The organism is Legionella moravica DSM 19234, assembly GCF_000423305.1.
GTDB lineage: Bacteria > Pseudomonadota > Gammaproteobacteria > Legionellales > Legionellaceae > Legionella > Legionella moravica.
On record NZ_AUHS01000008.1, the window covers coordinates 103,506 to 120,810 of the forward strand.

Sequence of the window (17,305 nt, forward strand, 5' to 3'; positions counted from 1 at the left end):
TTTTAGTAAGGATTTTTTTATGAGCGATTATACTATTCCCTTGCGGTTAACACGCCTTCGCAGCAGCGCCATGTCACGTGCTCTGGTTAAAGAAACTCGTTTGCATCCTCAACAGTTTATTGCTCCCCTGTTCATTAGTGAGGAATTAACAGCACCGAAGGAAATCGCAGCCATGCCGGGTCAATTTCAATTGGATATCGATTCTTTGCCCAAGGAAATCGAACAGTTAAGTGACTTAGGCATTCCTGCTGTTTTACTTTTTGGAATCCCCAAAATAAAAGATGCATGCGGAAGCGAATCATTTAACGCAGAAGGTATCATTCAGAGAGCAATAAAAAAAATCCGTTCAGTGAACTCTGAAATACTAATCATTACTGACCTCTGCTTTTGTGAATACACAGATCACGGTCATTGTGGTGTTTTAAACGATAAAAAAATTGATAATGACAACACATTGCATTTATTAGGAAAACAGGCTGTCAGTCATGCCAATGCAGGTGCTGACTGGGTTGCACCCAGCGGTATGACTGATGGTATGGTAAGCGCCATCAGAACAGCATTGGATGAGGCAGGCTATAAACACATTCCTATTCTAAGCTACAGCGCCAAATACTGCTCCTGTCTTTACGGTCCTTTTAGAGAGGCAGCACAGGGAGCGCCACAATTTGGTGACCGCAAAGCGTATCAAATGGATCCGGCCAATAGCGATGAAGCGCTTAGAGAAACAGCCCTGGATCTGGAGGAAGGCGCTGATATGATTATGGTCAAACCGGCAGGATTCTATCTTGATATAATCTATAAGCTCAAACAGCATTTCACTGAAGTACCTCTGTGTGCCTATCAAGTCAGTGGCGAATATTCCATGATTAAAACAGCAGCACAAAACAACCTGATTAATGAAGAGCAGGCAATCATTGAAAGCTTAACAGCTATAAAGAGAGCAGGAGCGAACTTCATCATTTCTTATTTTGCCAAAGATATCGGCAGAATATTAAAGGAAATTTGATGAAGATCATGTCCGAATTATGGCATAACCGGACGAATAAAGCAGATTGCAGAGGTTAAGACTTGCCTCAGAGATTACAATCCCATATAGTTGAATGGATTGTTTTGTACCATCACTTATAATCTTTAATGGAGATATTAATGAATTTAATGCTTAAAAGTATATCGGCAATCGCTTTCAGTCTGAGTGCCGCAAGCGCTTTAGCAGTTCCAACGTATTTAACAACACACAACAACACTAATGTTGAATCCAATGCCTATGTTGCTGGAACAATTCCATCCCCTTACCCAACTCCAGCCAACTCCACTCGCCAGATATACTGGAATATGGTAAAAATGGCCTGTTTTGGACACACCACAAATGGTAAATGTTCTGCTCTTATAAAAATGGCGACAAACACATCAAGCCCTATTGATATCGGTTATGTAACTATGGAACTGGAAACTGGTGATATCACGCCTAAAGTTCTTTCAGCTAAAGGATATACTCTGACGGTTAATGGTCCAGGTGAAGCTACAATTACCAAAGATTAGTGATACTCCATAAGACCACCTTTTTATTTTAATCTGAACATTAAAATATCTAACGTGCCCGCCCAGGCGGGCAACCGAATTAAATTAAATTGTACGCGTCTATTCTTTAACATGTCTATGATGCATATCATTTTGTATACGGCCTATTACACTTTGTGAAATCTACCTTGCACCTAATGTAGATTGCAGGTTCATTCGCTCCAAACATTCCGTAACATGTTCACTCCACATGACTTGACACTCCAGAAAAACGGCTTTTAATTCTTCTGGCGCTTTTTCAAGCGTTTCTTCTGTTGAAATATTGGGTTCAAAGAAATTTATGCTGTTGATATACGAAGGATCGTTTAAAATCATCTTCATTTCTGCCCTACCGTTCAAATAAACTGAGATCATTTCATCAACAGAAAAACCTGGAATGATATTGGAATTTTCAATCAGAAAGGGAGACAGATTTTCTTTCATTAACAGGTACTGCAGAAGAATCATAGAATAAGTGCGGCCCACTCCGTCTGTGAAAGGATGATGCAGAACTGAATATTTTATGAAAGTAAATATGGCTTTAAGTTTATCCAATTCACTTTCAGCCCTGCTCAAAGAATCATTAAAATCATTGATCAGACGTTCAGTAACTTTGTTAAGAAACTCCTCATTCAATTTTACATCACGTGTTTCATAGTATATTGTGGTTCCATGTTCAATATACTCCATGCATTCTTTTGCGAGTTCTTCCGGCCCCCGATCAGCAAAAGTATCAATTATTTGCAACGCCCCATTTCCTATTACTATAACCAATCGTACCCCGGGAATTTGATACTGTTTCTCAAGTAACTTTAAATAGGTAATGGATTCAGTTAATCCTGATATTGAATCAAAATTTGCTGTCATGCCCCATACAGCATTGCCATTACGGAACTGCCCGGGTATTTGATCTATCATATTCTCAACGCCCTTAGTACACATTTCATGAAGTCTTTTAATAAAATCATTATTAAGAGGTGCTGGTGAATCGAGATTATCCAAAATAAAACAAAACCCTTCCGTTACATGTTTTAAATACCCAGGTTCTGATTGCTCAAAGTTAATCCAAGCTGGTTCATAGCCGTCACCCTCTATAACATCAACAACCAGTTCATCACTTTTATCTGTAGCTTTAAATAATCTAATGATTTCTTCAACATAGTGATCTCTAATTGAATCCAGGTGATGCATACTCAGATTTTGATTCTTGATAAATTCTTTAATTATCGATAATGGGACGAATTTCTTATTTCCAACTAACTTATGATACAGCTCTCTATATACAAAAGGGCGAATATCGTAACGGGATCTTTCAACAAAAAACCTCCAAAATTCCTGCTTGGGAAAACGGGCTAAAAACGATTGAAGATCAATGGGTGGTTCATTACTGGATTCTGCGTTCGGAAAAAAATTTAATCTGCTGAACATGATGACTCAATTTAAGCGGCTAATGTGTATTATATAGATTAAAAATGAGCATTTATCAATCATTGTGCGCATTAGGTAACTCCACACGTCATCTCGAGCTCAGCGAGGGATCTCAAGCAAAGGGCATGTACTAAATTAACAGAAAAGCTCGTGAACCATTATGTGGTTATGATCAAATAGCTGCATGAAAGATTGCGAACAAATCATAGAAAGACTTATAGCAAAGAGTACTGAATTAGAAAAGGTCACAATAAAGGGTCTAGACCCCCTATTTGTACCTGAGGTACCGTAATGTCGATATAGGCGTAAAATTATGACGTTATCAACGGGCGGCTGGAAATTTTCTAGCTGTGAGAAAACCTTATTTAAGACAATTAGACTTATAAAAAGTGTTCTCACAATATTTCTTGAATCGTTCTATTCACTTCATTTGATAGGCATTATTATCTATAAGTTTTTCAAGATTATCTAATTTTTCAGTGGAGTCAGTTTTATTAAAAAATACGTTTCTATTAATTACTACTGCGGCTAAATATAAAATTCCAAAACCTAAAATAGCAAGTCCAATATTTCCTAAAACTCGATTCCATCCTCTATGTTTATCTAATATTTTATGTGCATTCTTAATTTTATCTTTAGTTTGATTTTTAAAAGTAACATATGCTTCTTCTGTTGGATTGGGAAAATATGTTTGTGAGAGTTTAGTGAGATTTGTATAAAGCTGGTCTGCTTTGTCAGCTGCAGTAATATGCCCATAATTTCGTAATTTAGTAGCCTTTTTTGAAATAATACTTAATTGAGTATCGAACTCTTTTTGTTTCTTTTCCAACTTTAATGGAAACTCTATTTCCTTTTTATTATTAATTAATTCTTTCTGTACAATATTTTTGAGCAATTCATTATTAATTACGGTATTAGGAACCTCTTTAATAATGGATACTTGTCCTGAAATATCTTCACTTAATGGTGACTGTTCATGCCCTATTGAAATCAAAGTAGGTAATAAGTCATTTTGCTTGAGTTTATTTATTCCTGTAAGTAGTTTCTTAATATGCTCTTCTTTATTAGGACAAGATACATCATACACAACAAATTGAGTGTCAGCTGGAAACGGAACAGATAAATATCCAAGTATATCTCTAAAACCTTCAACTGAGCCAGAACCTGAAGTTGAAGTTGAAAGGCTGGTATAAGTACCGTCCCGTTCATTTTTCTCCCAGCTTATCATCCATATGATAAAGTCTATAATCTTTATATTCTGCGCCAATCATTATGCCAATTACGTTAATACTTTTTTTAGACATCAATTACACACTATTATCGGTCTGTTTTGTGGCTAATTATGCAACAAACGACATAATTAATAAACATTGATTAGCTATTTTTCAAATAACTAAACTTTGATATGTCAGAGAAGAGTATTTCTTATCAGAAAGATGGATTTTATTGCGTAAACACATATACCGGAATATATGTTGGAGTACGATCGAAAGATGTATAGTTTGTATTGTATTAGGCAGAGCTCTTTACCTGCAAAATTTTTATATAATTGGACCTATGAAAGATAGTTTAACTCAGAACGAACACTTTGGGGGGTTCTTCCACAGGACCCGCAGATCGGGGGAAAGGTGAGTAGAACGGCCAGATCACTCCGACCGCCCCCCCCCCTTCAGAACCAGACTTGCGGAACTACCGCATCCGGCTCCCGATAGATCAGTGCCCCACACATGTTCAGCGAGTAGGAAAGTTTTCCCAACTTTTGGAAATCCTATTGCTTTAAACATCAAATTGAAACGCAACCAACTCATTGAGTGACGCCTACCTTTCCGGTTTAGCCATTTGAAGATAATACGCATGCAATATTTTCTGAAAACATCTACTCTACGCTCGTTATCAGAGACGTTGTGGTAATTGATCCAGTCTTTCACGACGCGTATCTCTTTGTAAAGAATCAGCCCAATTTTCTCTCGCTGCTAATTCTCTATTATCTACATAGTGAAAAAGTTTATTTTCAAGTTTGACTAATTCTATCCCTTTGATATTTAACATTTTATCAGATGTAACTAAATCTGATTTGAGTAATCCTGACGACCATAATGAATTCACATCGGATTCTGTAATATTAAATTCAAATTTAGATGCGTATTGAGCAAAATCCCTACTACTTAATAACTGTATAGGAAATATATTGAAATTATTAACTATTAAAGCCTTTAATTCATCATATTTTTTTGCATAAACCCACTATAATTTCTTAATAAATTGAACGAGACTAAGTTCTATGGTGTGTATAAATTACTGAAACAAGTTCTAAATTAATATGCTGCCTTGCCTTCCATAATTCAAAGTTAGACTGCATCTGCATCCAACTTTCAGGAGTTCTTCCAAAAGCTTTACTTAATCTTAATGCCATTTCAGGGGAAATATCTGCCTCTCCTTTAATAAGCCTAGAAAAAGTTGAAGGACTAACATTTAGCTTAAAAGCAGCAGTTCTTAAGCTTATATTAAGTGGTTCAATATACGTTTCCTTAATAAATTCTCCAGGATGGGGTGGGTTATACATAGTCATTAGAGATAATCCTCATAGTTAACGATATAAGCATCGCCATCATCAAACTCAAAAGTGATGCGCCAATTACCATTTACAACTATTGACCAACAATCCTTTTTTTGTCCTTTTAACTGATGAAGGTTATATCCTGGCAAATCCATATCTTCAATATTTGTTGCGGTATCTAGTGCAGCTAATTGTAGCCTTAATTTCTTTTCATGTTTAGATTGAATACCAGAGCAATCCCCTCTTTCGAAGAATTTTTTAAGACCTTTATGTTTAAATGATTTAATCATTATTAATTGTAGCGCGTTGCGCACTACAAATCAAATTATCGAAGTAAATAAAATGTTTTTTTTGCATGGTTTAAAATTTCTCATATAATTCACTTAGAGGATGATAAATATATTAGGAATAACATGCCCCTTACAACATGCAAAGCCGACTTATCGGAGACAAAAAATGACCAGGTTTGATGGTGGATGTTTGTGTAACGCCACTACCTATATCGCTAAAGGTGAACCATATAACCCGCATTTATGCTCATGCACTATGTGCCCAAAATCATCAGGTGCACCAACAGTTGTCTGGGTTGAGTTTCCGTTAGAGGGCTTTGAATGGACAGGAAATAATCCTGCTTTATACCAATCTTCTGAAGTTAGTCAACAATGTTTCTGTCAAAATTGTGGTGGTTTACTGGCGACTCTTAACAAAGGCTATTCAAACATCTGTATTACTATTGCTTCGTTAAACAACCCCAATCAGATCATTCCGAATGAACAGCATAGTTATAAGGAAAGTGCGCCTGACTGGTGGATGGTTCATATTGTGAAGCAAAATTCGTTAGCTTAAGTCGGCTGGCTGTTCCATTGCTACCCCAAGCCCGAGTCACTAAGAGGCCAGAAATGAATAATACAGAATTATTAAAAAACATATGGGAGGCTATTTATGATCCCAATACAAATGTCTCTGAAATTATAGAAAAATTTTTTCATGAAAACTATGAGCAATGTATTAATGGTATTGTCATGAATAGAACTCAATATATTCAACATGTGATTGAACAAAGGAAAAATATGACTATTGATTCCATTGATTACAAACATATCCTAGAGAAGGATAATGAGCTTTTTGCATTGTATTATCCTAATGGGAAGAATAAAGATAATCTTCCTCTTGAAGCAGAAGTGATTGCTTATTTTTGTTTTTCAAGGCAGCAAATATTAAAAATACATGGTCAAGTCCGGATTATTCAGGGTGACTATGCTGACGTTGATATGAAGTCTTAATGATCTGAAGAGCTTATAATTACCGTATCATCTTCATTGCTCTTGGTTTTGTATAGAGAATAAAATGAACTGCAGATTAGATTGGCGAAGATATATTGAAACGCTTTGATAGTTAATATATTTAATAAATGATTGCCAGTTTGGGCTGGATATGCGGGAAAGCCCTACCATTGAATACTTTAAATATTATCATTAAGAAAGGTCTGATTATCACGATAATCAGGCTTAATCTGCCTTTCTAGCTTGCAACAAAATACCCTACTCTCTAAACATAAAAATATCTGTTGAACGGTGTAATCCTCCCTGATTTTTACCCATTTTTGCTAGGCCTGATCGTATTAAATTGTTAATTAGTCCCCAACTTTAGCCGAAAGACCTCGTCTTTTAATTCAATCGTATCTCCTGCAACCATCTTCTTTCTTTTTTGTTTTTCTATTACCCCGTTTACTAATACAACACCCGAGGCTATCAAATCCTTAGCTTCTGCTCCACTCGAGGCGATCCCTTCAAATTTAAGAATTTTAAAAAGTTCAACATGTTCTTTATTAATGAAAATATCTTTCATATTATTTATTACTCCAGTAATTATGAGTTGTCACAATTTTTGCTTTTTAGGGAAGCAATATAAAGGGCTTCAATTTCAGTCCTTGCCCATGGTGTTTTGCGCAGGAATTTAAGGCTTGATTTGATGCTGGGGTTCGAAGAAAAGCAATTAATCTTGACTCTTTCCCCCAAGCCTTCCCAGCCATAACAAATCAATAAACTATTCAAGATAGCCTCTAGGGTAATACCGTGTAGAGGATCATTAGAAGTTCTTTCCATTAACTATACCTTTTTACACATTCTGTATTTAGTCTAGACCGATCTAAACTCTACCACTTCAAATACTATTAATTGGACTTAGCAGGCCGTTTGAGCCAATAACAGCTCTGCCGCCCTCTAAGATAAAATATATTGAATTCCATGATCATGAGCTAAACGCAGTAGTTTAAGATTGGCTCCTTTAGGATGCACCTCTCCTCTTTCCCATTTTTGATAGGTAGATGGAGTAACATTCAATATTTTAGCCATTACAGCTTGGCTAACTTTTTCCTTAACTCGCATTTTCTTTATTTCTTGTGCCTCAAGCTCTTTAACTTCACTTAAGTTAAGCATTTCTATATCTTTAATAGTAATTGCATCCAACTGAAGATCTTTGGCTGTTTCTAGCATAGCATCAATAATTTTACTCATTCTCAACCTCCACTAATGCCCCCTCCTTTATCAGCTTATTAATTTCCTCATCAGAATAAGCTAATAATGATTTAGCAATAATTTTAAAAGCTTTTTCTTCATTAAAAGAAATATTACTTTTAGCATTCTTCTCAAACCCAAAAACAAAAAAACAATGTTTTCCTTTTTTAAAAGCGACGATAGTTCTTGTACTGCCACTCTTCCCTCTGCCTTTATTGGCAACACGCTTTTTTATTACACCACCACCATAATTAGCCTCGTAAATTTCAATAGCAATTTCTTCAGCAGCGATATTAAGCGATTCATCACTAACTTGATTTTTTATAGCCCACTTGGCAAATAGTTTAGTTTTTATTATTTTCATTGAAATGCCTTGCATAGTAAATATTACTATAGCAAATTTTACTATACTGCGCAATTATAAATTAAAATAAACGGGGGTTTGTTTATTCCCTTCTGTCCCACAAATTTCTAACAGTAAATTAAGCAAAATTGAGCAAATAAACTTGATAAATAAATCAAAGTTAAATTATTACTAATAACAACGAGTTTCTTAACTAAAAGGGATAATATGCTAATTGGATATGTTCGTGTATCAACTGATGATCAAAATTTAAACTTGCAATACGATGAGCTAAAAAACAGGTTGTACTAAAATTTATGATGACAAAATTTCCGGCAGCAAAATAGCAAGACCAGGCCTAGATCAAGCGATCGAGTTTGCCCGAAATGGTGATATTATTGTTGTTTGGAGATTAGATAGACTCAGTCGCTCACTAAAAGACCTTATCGATGTTGTCTCCTTCCTTGAACTAAAAGGTATAGGCTTAAAAAGCATCCACGAGTTTATTGATACAACCTCAAGTTCCGAAAGGTTAATTTTTCATATATTTGGCGCATTAGCTGAATTCGAGAAAAACATTATTCGTGAACGCACTCATGCTGGTCTTAAAGCAGCAAGAGGGAGAGGCAAAATTGGTGGCAGACCAAGAAAACTAAATAATGACAAAGTAAAACTAGCTAACAACCTCTATAATGAAACGAAAATGAGCATTAATCAGATATGTGAGCTGCTAGATGTATCAAAGCCCACTCTTTATAAATATTTAGCAAAATAAAGTTAGTAGGAAACTTAATGGAAATAAAACAAATAATTAATTGGCTGGATATGTATAAAGGGCTAATAAGCCAAGTTGTTATACCTATACTTGCTCTAATTTTTGGAATAATTTTTAGAGATAAAATTAAATCATTTGGAAATTATGTGAAATCCCGTGTTTTTAATAAGCAAAAAGCGGGAAATGATATTATTGCTAATTCATCTCATAATCAAAATATTCAAAACCAAAGTCCTAATTCACCCGTTGTTTATGGTAACTACAGCCACAATTCCAGTGTAGATACTGAAGCTGTAAAAATGATGGCTTGCGGATATATTAACTTAACATTTCCTCATATTGAAAAAGCCTTAAATAAAAGAAAAACTAATGCCCTTCATTTTCTTGAAGTTTTAGATAATGAACTAAAAGACCAACCTCTTGAACGATTTGCAGAAGCAAGCGTCCAAGTAGCATTAAAATATGCCATAGATGGCGCCTCATCTACAGATGAGGTTGATATCCATAAAACGCTTTCACACTTACTAAGAGAGAGAGTTTCAAAGTCAAATTCAAACTTGGTAGATTTGACAATAAACGAAGCAATTGCCACTACCTCAAAGATTAATTTAAATTTAATCAAATTACTTGGTTTTTCATTTCTGTTTAGTAGAACTAAACTAACGAAAATTACAACACTAGCTTCAGTTTACGACCATTTAAAAATGGTTATCAAAGAGTTTTCTTCTCTCGAAGTTTCAGACTCTCAATTTGAATATTTAGAATCTATTTCTTGCGGAAAAACTAATACAATAGGTGCAAATACCACTCTAAGCAATAATATTAAAAGCTTCTACCCTCAAGTTTTTACAAAAAAAATCTCTGCTGAAGAAATGAATACTATACAACTTGATGAACATCTTAAAAATTTAATTCTCATCAATAACAATAACCAATACAGCTTAATCCCAGCCTTAGGGATATATATTTTTGAAGATGTACAGATTTTTAATACAAAAAATAAAGAACCGATAATCTTAAGCGAAAATGAAAAAGAACAAATAAAAAAAGTATTCGTGCAATTTCAACTTAGTAACGAAGAAGTTAGAGGCCTGATATTAGAGGCCATCCCAGATTACCAAAAAATTGAAGACTTATGGAATAAAAATAATTTCCCTAACTTTATACTAAACACTCAGGGAATTGCACTAGGAAGAGCATACCTAGAACAATCTCAATTTGGGAAATATGATATTAACATATGGATAAAATAGATCATGAAGCTCAAGTTAATAATATGAGAAAAAATTAATATCCCTTATGGGGTTCGGAAAATCTGGTGAAAGACAGGTATTACGAACTTTGATTTATAGAAAGAAATTAGGAACTGGTTTCATTTGTAAAATAGCACTACTACTCTATCTTTTTGAACCGTCCACAAAACCATCTTTTTACGAACCGCCACTGATAATAATTTGCAGAATCGTTTATTCATCCTATAATGCCCACTTCAATAATTATGGAATAAATAATGAACAAAAAAATATGCCTCTTGTTCTCTGCGATTACCCTGATCTCAATAAATCAAAATACTAACAGTGCTTATCTGCCTTGTTCAATGCAACCCCAAAAACTCAAAGAACGCTCTTTAGAATTAAAGAAGCTTGCAGATCAAGATCAAGAAGACCGAAAAGCCTCAAATATACCACCAGAAGAATGGTCAAAAATATCAAAAAGAGATGCAAAACGAAGAAAGCGCGTTGGTGAGATTTTTGGTGAAGGTTGTTTTCATGTCGGACAGGATTACGATCATGCAGCATTAATTTATCAACATGGTGATACTCCCGATCATTTTTATCAAGCATTTATATGGGCTTTAAAAGCCTCGGAACTTGGCGTCGTTGATGCAAAACAATTCTCTGCCCTAGCCATTGATCGATACCTTAACAGCATAGGCAAAAAACAATTATTCGGTAGCCAGGCAATGAAATTTAATGGGTGTTTTTGTATGGTACCTGTTGAGCCCACATTCCCAGATGCCACTCGACAAAACTATGCAGGGTTTAGTCTTATAGATAAATATAATTGGATAGCTTCTTTAAATGAAAATAAAAACTGTTCAAATACAGAATGTGATTTAAATTTATTAGACAGTCCTCAAGGTACAATCCCAGGTTTTTGGTAATTAACTTACTAAAATGAAATTGGCCGTGTTACATGTTGCCAATTGTAAGTGCTTGTTATTATTTAGTGTCCCGCCAATGTCCCTTGCTAAGTATTGTTTATCGAGCTTGATTGCCAAAACCCTTAGTGCGCTTGGCTCCCCTTAGTAAGTATATTCCGAACTCAAAGACGGGAGGAAGTGGTTAATTTTGGCCAATGTTATTCGTCAAGTACGATGCTTTCTAACTCACCAAAATTACTTATCAACTGACTGGGCTTTGCTTGTTTGAGTCTGTCACTTGAATTAAATCCCCAACTAACAGCGATTGAGTTTATTTTGACTGCCTGAGCTGCCTCAACATCTCTCACTTCGTCACCTACGTAATAAGTCTCTGTAGGATTGAAAGCTTTTTGTTTGATAAGTTTATTTAAACATCGTTTTTTTCCAAATAATGGTTTATTGCAATAAATAAAATCAAACAGGTTAAGAATATGATGCTTTCTTAAAACAAATTCTATTGCTTCATGTGAATTACTACTTATCAGTCCAATTTTATGGTTTAAGCTGAGTTGCTTTAAAATCATTGGCCACTCTGGAAAAATATTAATTTCATCAGCACGTTCATGAGTTATTTTTCGAAGTTTTCTAACAAATAGCGCTACCCGCCAAAACGGCACTTCCAAATATATCAGCACTTCACGCGCATGCATATCTTTTAAAGTAAGTAATTCAGCCGTGCATAATTGCTTGCAGCCAAGATATTCTGCATGATTCATCAGAATACTACATGCTAAAGAAAAACTATCGGCTATTGTGCCATCAAAATCAAAAATGTAATTGGCCATCTACTTCACTTCATCGTCAAGATTTAGGTTTACCACTATAATTTCAGTGGCTTTCTCAGCATTTATTTCTGCCGTATTAATTTTAAGCTCAAACTCATCTATACATTTAAAGGCAGGTAATATGTTTCTTGGATTTATTGAGCTTTACCGAATTACATAATACCTAAATAAGCCAAAATTTATCTGCTTTAACAAATTTTATTTTATTGTTAATAATCAAAAGATTGTGATTCTTTGATAGAGTTAGTAAGATCCAAAGATACATTAAACATTATCCCTTCGATAGCCGCTTTAACCCATAGTGGCACTGGACTACCTATCATAAGTCCTTTATGGAATTAACCCCAGGCTCATGAATTTATTGAACAATACTTAGAGCAAATATGAATAAAATTAAGCTTCCAGATGTACAAGATAAATTTATGTGGGATATATGGATGTCGATGTATCATCTACCTATCCTTACTGTTGCAGATGAATTAGCTTTGTTTGAGCATTTAATAAATGGGAGCTTAAGTCTAATAGAATTAGCTGAAGAACTACATTTAAGTTGTAGATCGATTGAAATATTAGCTAAACCATTAGTCTGCTTTGGTTTACTTCATCAAAATAATAATAAGTTTAGTCTAACTTCAACAGCTAAAGCCTACCTGCTTCCAGAAAGCCCCTTTTACTGGGGATCAATATTTGAAGCACAACGAAAACGAGATGAACACAAGAAAATTATTGAAGCGATAAGAGCAGGCTCAAATCAATTACATTTTGAGGGAAAAACATTCACTGATATGTGGAAGGATGGTTCAATTACATCAGAAGCAGCAAGTAATTTTACAAAAAAAATGCATGCTACAATTTTGGCACCATCCGTAGGAGCTATTAAGAGTGGTTTGTTTAAATCCACAAAAAGACTTTTAGATGTCGGTGGCGGTTCTGGTTGTTTTAGCATCACATTTATTCAAGAGTACCCTGAAAGTGAAGCCGCAGTTTTTGAACTTCCTGCTGTTTGCGATGAAACCAAAAAATATATATCAGAATCTAAATTATTAGAGAAAATTGCCATTCATCCCGGTAATTTTTTCAATGAAGAACACTGGCCTACTGGTTTTGACGGAATATTATTAAGCCAAATCGTGCACGATTGGCCATTAGAGTACTGTAAGAACATTCTCAAGCATGCATACAATTCAATGCTGCCAGGTGCAAAAATTTACATACACGAAATGTTATTAGATGATGATAAAATATCGCCACTAACTACAGCATGCTTTGACTTATTAATGTTTATAAATCACAAATCGCAGCAATTCACAAAAAATGAATTATTTGACCTATTAAAAACTATTGGTTTCAAAGATCCAAAGATGAAAAAAACATTTGGATACTACTCTGTCATTACAGCAGTAAAATAAATGAGAGATCTAGATATCCTATTTTGGAGATGACTAAACAGTCTTACTTTTTCGACTGCCACTCCATGGTCTGAACCATAATTTCTGGATGGCTCGCAAGAGGCTTTTCTTCCCCATTAAAAACAAAGCCATGTTTCTCATAAAATCTATAAGCCCTTAAATTTTTAAGTGAGACATCTAGAAAAATCTTTTTAAATCCTTTTTTAATTGAATCAAACTTCACTGTATTTACTAAGTATTCTGCAACACCCAATCCACGCGACTTTGGTTCAACCCACATTGCAATCAAATTATATCGATCTCTTTGATCCACTCCAGAGCCAATCATTCCTATCGTTTGATCACCTTTAAATGCCAGCCAAAATTTTGGGTGAGTTTTTGCTGATGCTCTTTCCTTCCACTGTTCGTCACTATCAGTGATAGCTGTTTGGTAACTTACACCAAATGCGGTCGGGGTATCACGTAGTGCTGCCAATCGAGTTTCTTTTAATATTAGCCAATCTGATTCTTCAGTTGCTCGGATATTCATGATCAATTTTTTTATCTGTACTTAAATATGTTCACATAATATCACTGAAACAAAATTTTTTTATTAACGTAAAAGAATAAAATTTAATCACTTATTTAGAACAATTCAAATACATCCTCTTATATGCAAAAGAGGACGTCATCAATCTCTATAAGGGTTTTAAACAACGTCACATTTTTGTTTTTGCAAATACATCCTTATTTATATAAAATATTAATAAATAAGGGTGTATTACGAGAAAATAATGGCACGAGAAGGAAAAGCAAAAGTTTTAACGGAAAACGAATTTAAATTGCTTCTGTTAGTCGCTAAAGAAGGGAAATTTGCTACACGAAACCTGGCCATTATTTATTGTTCTTTTGGTTTGGGTTTGCGAGCGAAAGAAATTGCCTCCCTAACTATTGCAGATGTAACCAATTCACAGTACCAGTTATTAGATGAACTGAGTTTAAAGCGATCCATGACGAAAGGAGACAAACAAAGGCATGTTTATCTCACTCATAAAAAAATACGTGATATTTTGCAAGCCCATGTAAATGGGTTGAAGAGTGTGCCTCGGCATAAGCCCTTATTTCAAACGCAACGTAAAAGTCGATTCACCGCCAATACATTACAAAAATGGTTCCGAGCATTGTACGATAAAGCAGGTATTATCGGTGCCAGTTCTCATTCAGGTAGGCGCACCTTCATCACTCGCCTCATTGAACAGGGTGCTGATATTAAAGCTGTATCACGCCTTGCAGGACACGCTAATATTGTCACAACGGCTATTTATGTAGAAGATAATCCTGAGCGATTAAAAAGAATCGCTAACCTGGCGCTCTTCTAATGAACGCATGGTTTATAACTCTTTCATACTTGCATCTAATCGATTGGACATATGATGAATACTATCACTCGGCTCGTTTTGAAAAAGAATCGAGGCATCATCTTAACTAATGATCGCAGCTAATATCATTCGCTACAGAGCTAATGTTGATAATTAATTTATAGAACGAACGAATAATTTAATATGTAGTAGCTCAGACTTACTCTCTAATAATTATATACTTACCGTATTCGAATCGGAGAGAATAGCAAGGAACTTTAAAATCTAATATCGACTGAAAATTATTTTCGTAATCAAAATCCGCTCCAAGAACAAGAGCTTTAAGTGAATTTTGATAGTTAACTAATAATTCATCTTCATTTTCCGTAAGCAATAGCCATCGGTACTCATCTTCATAAGACCAACATATGTTTTTTTTAAAAAACACATCCTTTATATATGGGTAACAAAATTCATTAAATATTTTTGGATTCTCTAAATATGTTTTTAAATTACTTCTATTTACCTCAGCTGATAGATGTGGAGTATAGTCCTCGTACTCTACTTTTTTACTAAGAAACTGATCAGACCTTCCTTTTTTAATTTGTTCATTTAAAATTTCTTTATCAAAAATGAGGCATACTCCAGCATGATTATCCCCATAATGAGCCCACATTGAAGGTATTGAAAAATATGAATTTTTTAAACCATGAATATAACTAAATATTTCATTTTCATTTTCTAGTTTGCATCGAGTAGTACAAAATAATTTTATTCTTTGACCCAATATTTTTTTTGCTTCATCCCTATCAAATACATAATCTTTAGCATTAGTACTACAATCATCCTCAAACCATGATAGTTTGTTTTCATAAGGATCATTGACGCTCAATGCATTCCCTAATTTAATAGTTTGATTAGGTAAAATGGATTTTATGGCAATTTGCGCTTTTGTATAATGTGCAACATAATCCGTTGTATATAACTCATTAATTTTTAAATTTATTCCCATTTTCTTCCTACTAACATCAGAGCCACAATCACCCTCTTGCTCTACCCCAAGCTATAAATGAATTATAGACTAGAGGTTTTCTTTTTTATTCCAGTGTACATATTATGTCTTAATTTGATCAAACCTCGACTGTCCAATCAATAATCTATTTTTGACTATACTAGAATAATGGGTATATTTTTACGGAGAAAAAGTTGATATGTCCAAGTTGCGGTTACAAACGTAAGCTAGATGAAATGGCACCGGAGTGGCAATGCCCTAACTGCCAGGTGGCTTATAATAAAGTAGCACATGATAGAACATTACCTCAACCTAAAAAAAGGCATCCAAATCCAATAATACAATTTTTTTCTTGGTTTTTTTCCAAATCTCGATTGGTGTTCATTGCAATATGCAGAATGATATTTCACAAATATATTTATTTACCTAAGCAACATCATAAAATTACTCCTAAATCGTCTGAAACAAATAATCACCGGAATATTCAGGTCAAGACAACGGAAAAAAATAGTCAGCAACGAACTAAATTTCCTGAGAGCCATCAAACTCTGTTATCAGAGGAACAGCAGCAACAAATAAATGAGAGATGGGAATTGCTCGGTGGAAAAGAAGCTCTCTGTCCCTCGTGTCATATAGCACTATCCAAATTTCCAATAAGAAAAACAAAATGTAAGTCTTGTAGTAAAAATATTTATAGAGGTAGTAATCCTCTGACAAACGAATACATACTTTTTAGTGATAATCAGGAGCAAATTTATACTGAGTTACTATGGATGTCTGACGGAACATGGCAAAACTGGTTTGATAATTTTGATGAAATAAACATTATTCGGAATCATCTCTCTCGGGTATATGGAAGTACAGATCCCAATAAAATTCCCTTTAAAGATATTATCTGGGCTAAAATTCAAAAAAATCTTGGATTTTGGGCGCAGAATGGGCAATGGTATTCATATGTTCGGGAATTAGAAGCTGGTATTCGATTTTTAAATGAAGAACATAATATTAAAGCAGCTCTACCATTAATATATCAATTTATTTATCTAGCATATAATGTAGATATATTGTCAGGTACTGATATGGAGCAGTATATTGATTTTCCTAAAAAGATTGGAAGCCCACAAATTTATTTAATTGAAAACTTCATAAAGGAGCTTGAGAATATTGATGATTTTGATAATTGGTATATTGATTTTATAACTGCATCCGGCTACCCCAAAATATTTGGTGGAACCGCCCAAAAAGCTCTAAATCAATATAAAAATGAAAAAAAGGAATATTATGAGGAGCTTTCCAAAACTGGCCATTTTATTACCTTAGATCAAAAGTTTTTGAACCGGCTAAAATCTTCCTAACTGGAATATGAAATCCCAATATCGTCAA

General features: G+C 34.5%; 22 protein-coding genes. 10 read left to right on the plus strand and 12 right to left on the minus strand.

Features of this window, described 5'->3' with window-relative positions:
* The first annotated feature begins 19 nt into the window (after positions 1-19).
* Positions 20-1,006, plus strand: a complete 987-nt coding sequence (gene hemB, locus G543_RS0101935) for a porphobilinogen synthase (protein ID WP_028383032.1) — start codon at positions 20-22, stop codon at positions 1,004-1,006.
* A gap of 140 nt (positions 1,007-1,146) precedes the next feature.
* Positions 1,147-1,539, plus strand: coding sequence for a hypothetical protein (locus G543_RS0101940; RefSeq protein WP_028383033.1), 393 nt, complete (start codon positions 1,147-1,149; stop codon positions 1,537-1,539).
* 162 nt (positions 1,540-1,701) lie between these two features.
* On the opposite strand, the gene G543_RS0101945 is transcribed toward G543_RS0101940, so the two are convergent.
* The 5 genes from G543_RS0101945 to G543_RS0101970 all read right to left on the minus strand — a co-directional run bounded on the left by G543_RS0101945 (position 1,702) and on the right by G543_RS0101970 (position 5,832).
* Positions 1,702-2,985 carry a hypothetical protein gene (locus tag G543_RS0101945; protein ID WP_028383034.1) on the minus strand — a complete coding sequence of 428 codons (1,284 nt, stop codon included), beginning with the start codon at positions 2,983-2,985 and terminating at the stop codon, positions 1,702-1,704.
* Positions 2,986-3,406: 421 nt separating this feature from the next.
* A complete protein-coding gene (locus G543_RS18265) occupies positions 3,407-4,252 on the minus strand; it encodes a hypothetical protein (protein WP_133141317.1) in 846 nt (281 codons plus the stop codon).
* A 626-nt stretch (positions 4,253-4,878) separates the two neighbouring features.
* Positions 4,879-5,091: a hypothetical protein gene (locus tag G543_RS18870; RefSeq protein WP_133141318.1), complete on the minus strand. Its 213-nt coding sequence runs from the start codon at positions 5,089-5,091 to the stop codon at positions 4,879-4,881.
* A 166-nt stretch (positions 5,092-5,257) separates the two neighbouring features.
* Complete coding sequence (locus tag G543_RS0101965; protein WP_028383036.1) at positions 5,258-5,554, minus strand: HigA family addiction module antitoxin; 297 nt, start codon at positions 5,552-5,554, stop codon at positions 5,258-5,260.
* The gene (locus tag G543_RS0101970; RefSeq protein ID WP_028383037.1) at positions 5,554-5,832 is read right to left on the minus strand and encodes a type II toxin-antitoxin system RelE/ParE family toxin; all 279 of its coding nucleotides are present in this window, start codon (positions 5,830-5,832) and stop codon (positions 5,554-5,556) included. Before G543_RS0101970 ends, G543_RS0101965 begins: the two co-directional genes overlap by 1 nt.
* A 166-nt stretch (positions 5,833-5,998) precedes the next feature.
* Here G543_RS0101970 and G543_RS16875 point away from each other — a divergent pair, with 166 nt between their 5' ends.
* Together G543_RS16875 and G543_RS0101980 are read left to right on the plus strand one after the other, a co-directional pair.
* Positions 5,999-6,388, plus strand: a complete 390-nt coding sequence (locus tag G543_RS16875; RefSeq protein WP_051190551.1) for a GFA family protein — start codon at positions 5,999-6,001, stop codon at positions 6,386-6,388.
* A gap of 53 nt (positions 6,389-6,441) precedes the next feature.
* Complete coding sequence (locus G543_RS0101980; protein WP_028383038.1) at positions 6,442-6,825, plus strand: hypothetical protein; 384 nt, start codon at positions 6,442-6,444, stop codon at positions 6,823-6,825.
* Between the two features lie 346 nt (positions 6,826-7,171).
* Here G543_RS0101980 and G543_RS0101985 read toward each other — a convergent pair whose 3' ends face one another.
* From G543_RS0101985 to G543_RS0102000, 4 genes are all read right to left on the minus strand, one after another.
* A complete protein-coding gene (locus G543_RS0101985; RefSeq protein ID WP_028383039.1) occupies positions 7,172-7,390 on the minus strand; it encodes an RNA-binding S4 domain-containing protein in 219 nt (72 codons plus the stop codon).
* 20 nt (positions 7,391-7,410) lie between these two features.
* Positions 7,411-7,647 (minus strand): VF530 family protein, encoded by a 237-nt coding sequence (locus tag G543_RS18570; RefSeq protein ID WP_081675592.1) that lies wholly within the window; start codon positions 7,645-7,647, stop codon positions 7,411-7,413.
* Positions 7,648-7,764: 117 nt separating this feature from the next.
* On the minus strand, positions 7,765-8,058 hold the full coding sequence (locus tag G543_RS0101995) for a helix-turn-helix domain-containing protein (RefSeq protein WP_028383040.1): 294 nt from the start codon (positions 8,056-8,058) through the stop codon (positions 7,765-7,767).
* Positions 8,051-8,422 carry a type II toxin-antitoxin system RelE/ParE family toxin gene (locus tag G543_RS0102000; RefSeq protein ID WP_028383041.1) on the minus strand — a complete coding sequence of 124 codons (372 nt, stop codon included), beginning with the start codon at positions 8,420-8,422 and terminating at the stop codon, positions 8,051-8,053. Before G543_RS0102000 ends, G543_RS0101995 begins: the two co-directional genes overlap by 8 nt.
* A gap of 349 nt (positions 8,423-8,771) precedes the next feature.
* Here G543_RS0102000 and G543_RS18575 point away from each other — a divergent pair, with 349 nt between their 5' ends.
* The 3 genes from G543_RS18575 to G543_RS0102010 all read left to right on the plus strand — a co-directional run bounded on the left by G543_RS18575 (position 8,772) and on the right by G543_RS0102010 (position 11,340).
* A complete protein-coding gene (locus G543_RS18575) occupies positions 8,772-9,176 on the plus strand; it encodes a recombinase family protein (RefSeq protein WP_428829142.1) in 405 nt (134 codons plus the stop codon).
* A 17-nt stretch (positions 9,177-9,193) separates the two neighbouring features.
* Complete coding sequence (locus G543_RS0102005; RefSeq protein WP_028383042.1) at positions 9,194-10,429, plus strand: LPO_1073/Vpar_1526 family protein; 1,236 nt, start codon at positions 9,194-9,196, stop codon at positions 10,427-10,429.
* A 257-nt stretch (positions 10,430-10,686) separates the two neighbouring features.
* Entirely contained in the window at positions 10,687-11,340 is a 654-nt protein-coding gene (locus tag G543_RS0102010; protein ID WP_028383043.1) for a hypothetical protein, read from the plus strand.
* Positions 11,341-11,537: 197 nt separating this feature from the next.
* Here G543_RS0102010 and G543_RS0102015 read toward each other — a convergent pair whose 3' ends face one another.
* Complete coding sequence (locus tag G543_RS0102015) at positions 11,538-12,164, minus strand: HAD-IA family hydrolase (protein ID WP_028383044.1); 627 nt, start codon at positions 12,162-12,164, stop codon at positions 11,538-11,540.
* A 383-nt stretch (positions 12,165-12,547) separates the two neighbouring features.
* Between G543_RS0102015 and G543_RS0102020 the strand changes: the two genes are divergently transcribed.
* Positions 12,548-13,573, plus strand: a complete 1,026-nt coding sequence (locus G543_RS0102020) for a methyltransferase (RefSeq protein ID WP_028383045.1) — start codon at positions 12,548-12,550, stop codon at positions 13,571-13,573.
* A gap of 43 nt (positions 13,574-13,616) precedes the next feature.
* Here the strand turns inward: G543_RS0102020 and G543_RS0102025 are convergent, their stop codons facing one another.
* On the minus strand, positions 13,617-14,102 hold the full coding sequence (locus G543_RS0102025; RefSeq protein ID WP_028383046.1) for a GNAT family N-acetyltransferase: 486 nt from the start codon (positions 14,100-14,102) through the stop codon (positions 13,617-13,619).
* Positions 14,103-14,346: 244 nt separating this feature from the next.
* Here G543_RS0102025 and G543_RS0102030 point away from each other — a divergent pair, with 244 nt between their 5' ends.
* Positions 14,347-14,931 carry a tyrosine-type recombinase/integrase gene (locus G543_RS0102030; RefSeq protein ID WP_028383047.1) on the plus strand — a complete coding sequence of 195 codons (585 nt, stop codon included), beginning with the start codon at positions 14,347-14,349 and terminating at the stop codon, positions 14,929-14,931.
* Between the two features lie 199 nt (positions 14,932-15,130).
* Here G543_RS0102030 and G543_RS0102035 read toward each other — a convergent pair whose 3' ends face one another.
* Positions 15,131-15,922, minus strand: a complete 792-nt coding sequence (locus G543_RS0102035; RefSeq protein WP_028383048.1) for a DUF2971 domain-containing protein — start codon at positions 15,920-15,922, stop codon at positions 15,131-15,133.
* Positions 15,923-16,116: 194 nt separating this feature from the next.
* Between G543_RS0102035 and G543_RS0102040 the strand changes: the two genes are divergently transcribed.
* A complete protein-coding gene (locus G543_RS0102040; RefSeq protein WP_028383049.1) occupies positions 16,117-17,277 on the plus strand; it encodes a hypothetical protein in 1,161 nt (386 codons plus the stop codon).
* Positions 17,278-17,305 lie beyond the last annotated feature (28 nt).

What these genes read in the sequence shown, in the direction of transcription:
- G543_RS0102000 (WP_028383041.1), bottom strand. Translation starts at nt 8,422, where the DNA reads ATGAAAATAATAAAAACTAAACTATTTGCCAAGTGGGCTATAAAAAAT.
- G543_RS0101965 (WP_028383036.1), bottom strand. Translation starts at nt 5,554, where the DNA reads ATGACTATGTATAACCCACCCCATCCTGGAGAATTTATTAAGGAAACG.
- G543_RS0102015 (WP_028383044.1), bottom strand. Translation starts at nt 12,164, where the DNA reads ATGGCCAATTACATTTTTGATTTTGATGGCACAATAGCCGATAGTTTT.
- G543_RS0101995 (WP_028383040.1), bottom strand. Translation starts at nt 8,058, where the DNA reads ATGAGTAAAATTATTGATGCTATGCTAGAAACAGCCAAAGATCTTCAG.
- G543_RS0102005 (WP_028383042.1), top strand. Translation starts at nt 9,194, where the DNA reads ATGGAAATAAAACAAATAATTAATTGGCTGGATATGTATAAAGGGCTA.
- G543_RS16875 (WP_051190551.1), top strand. Translation starts at nt 5,999, where the DNA reads ATGACCAGGTTTGATGGTGGATGTTTGTGTAACGCCACTACCTATATC.
- G543_RS0101980 (WP_028383038.1), top strand. Translation starts at nt 6,442, where the DNA reads ATGAATAATACAGAATTATTAAAAAACATATGGGAGGCTATTTATGAT.
- G543_RS0101940 (WP_028383033.1), top strand. Translation starts at nt 1,147, where the DNA reads ATGAATTTAATGCTTAAAAGTATATCGGCAATCGCTTTCAGTCTGAGT.
- G543_RS0101985 (WP_028383039.1), bottom strand. Translation starts at nt 7,390, where the DNA reads ATGAAAGATATTTTCATTAATAAAGAACATGTTGAACTTTTTAAAATT.
- hemB (WP_028383032.1), top strand. Translation starts at nt 20, where the DNA reads ATGAGCGATTATACTATTCCCTTGCGGTTAACACGCCTTCGCAGCAGC.
- G543_RS0102025 (WP_028383046.1), bottom strand. Translation starts at nt 14,102, where the DNA reads ATGAATATCCGAGCAACTGAAGAATCAGATTGGCTAATATTAAAAGAA.
- G543_RS0102020 (WP_028383045.1), top strand. Translation starts at nt 12,548, where the DNA reads ATGAATAAAATTAAGCTTCCAGATGTACAAGATAAATTTATGTGGGAT.
- G543_RS0101945 (WP_028383034.1), bottom strand. Translation starts at nt 2,985, where the DNA reads ATGTTCAGCAGATTAAATTTTTTTCCGAACGCAGAATCCAGTAATGAA.
- G543_RS0102035 (WP_028383048.1), bottom strand. Translation starts at nt 15,922, where the DNA reads ATGGGAATAAATTTAAAAATTAATGAGTTATATACAACGGATTATGTT.
- G543_RS18570 (WP_081675592.1), bottom strand. Translation starts at nt 7,647, where the DNA reads ATGGAAAGAACTTCTAATGATCCTCTACACGGTATTACCCTAGAGGCT.
- G543_RS0102030 (WP_028383047.1), top strand. Translation starts at nt 14,347, where the DNA reads ATGGCACGAGAAGGAAAAGCAAAAGTTTTAACGGAAAACGAATTTAAA.
- G543_RS0101970 (WP_028383037.1), bottom strand. Translation starts at nt 5,832, where the DNA reads ATGATTAAATCATTTAAACATAAAGGTCTTAAAAAATTCTTCGAAAGA.
- G543_RS0102010 (WP_028383043.1), top strand. Translation starts at nt 10,687, where the DNA reads ATGAACAAAAAAATATGCCTCTTGTTCTCTGCGATTACCCTGATCTCA.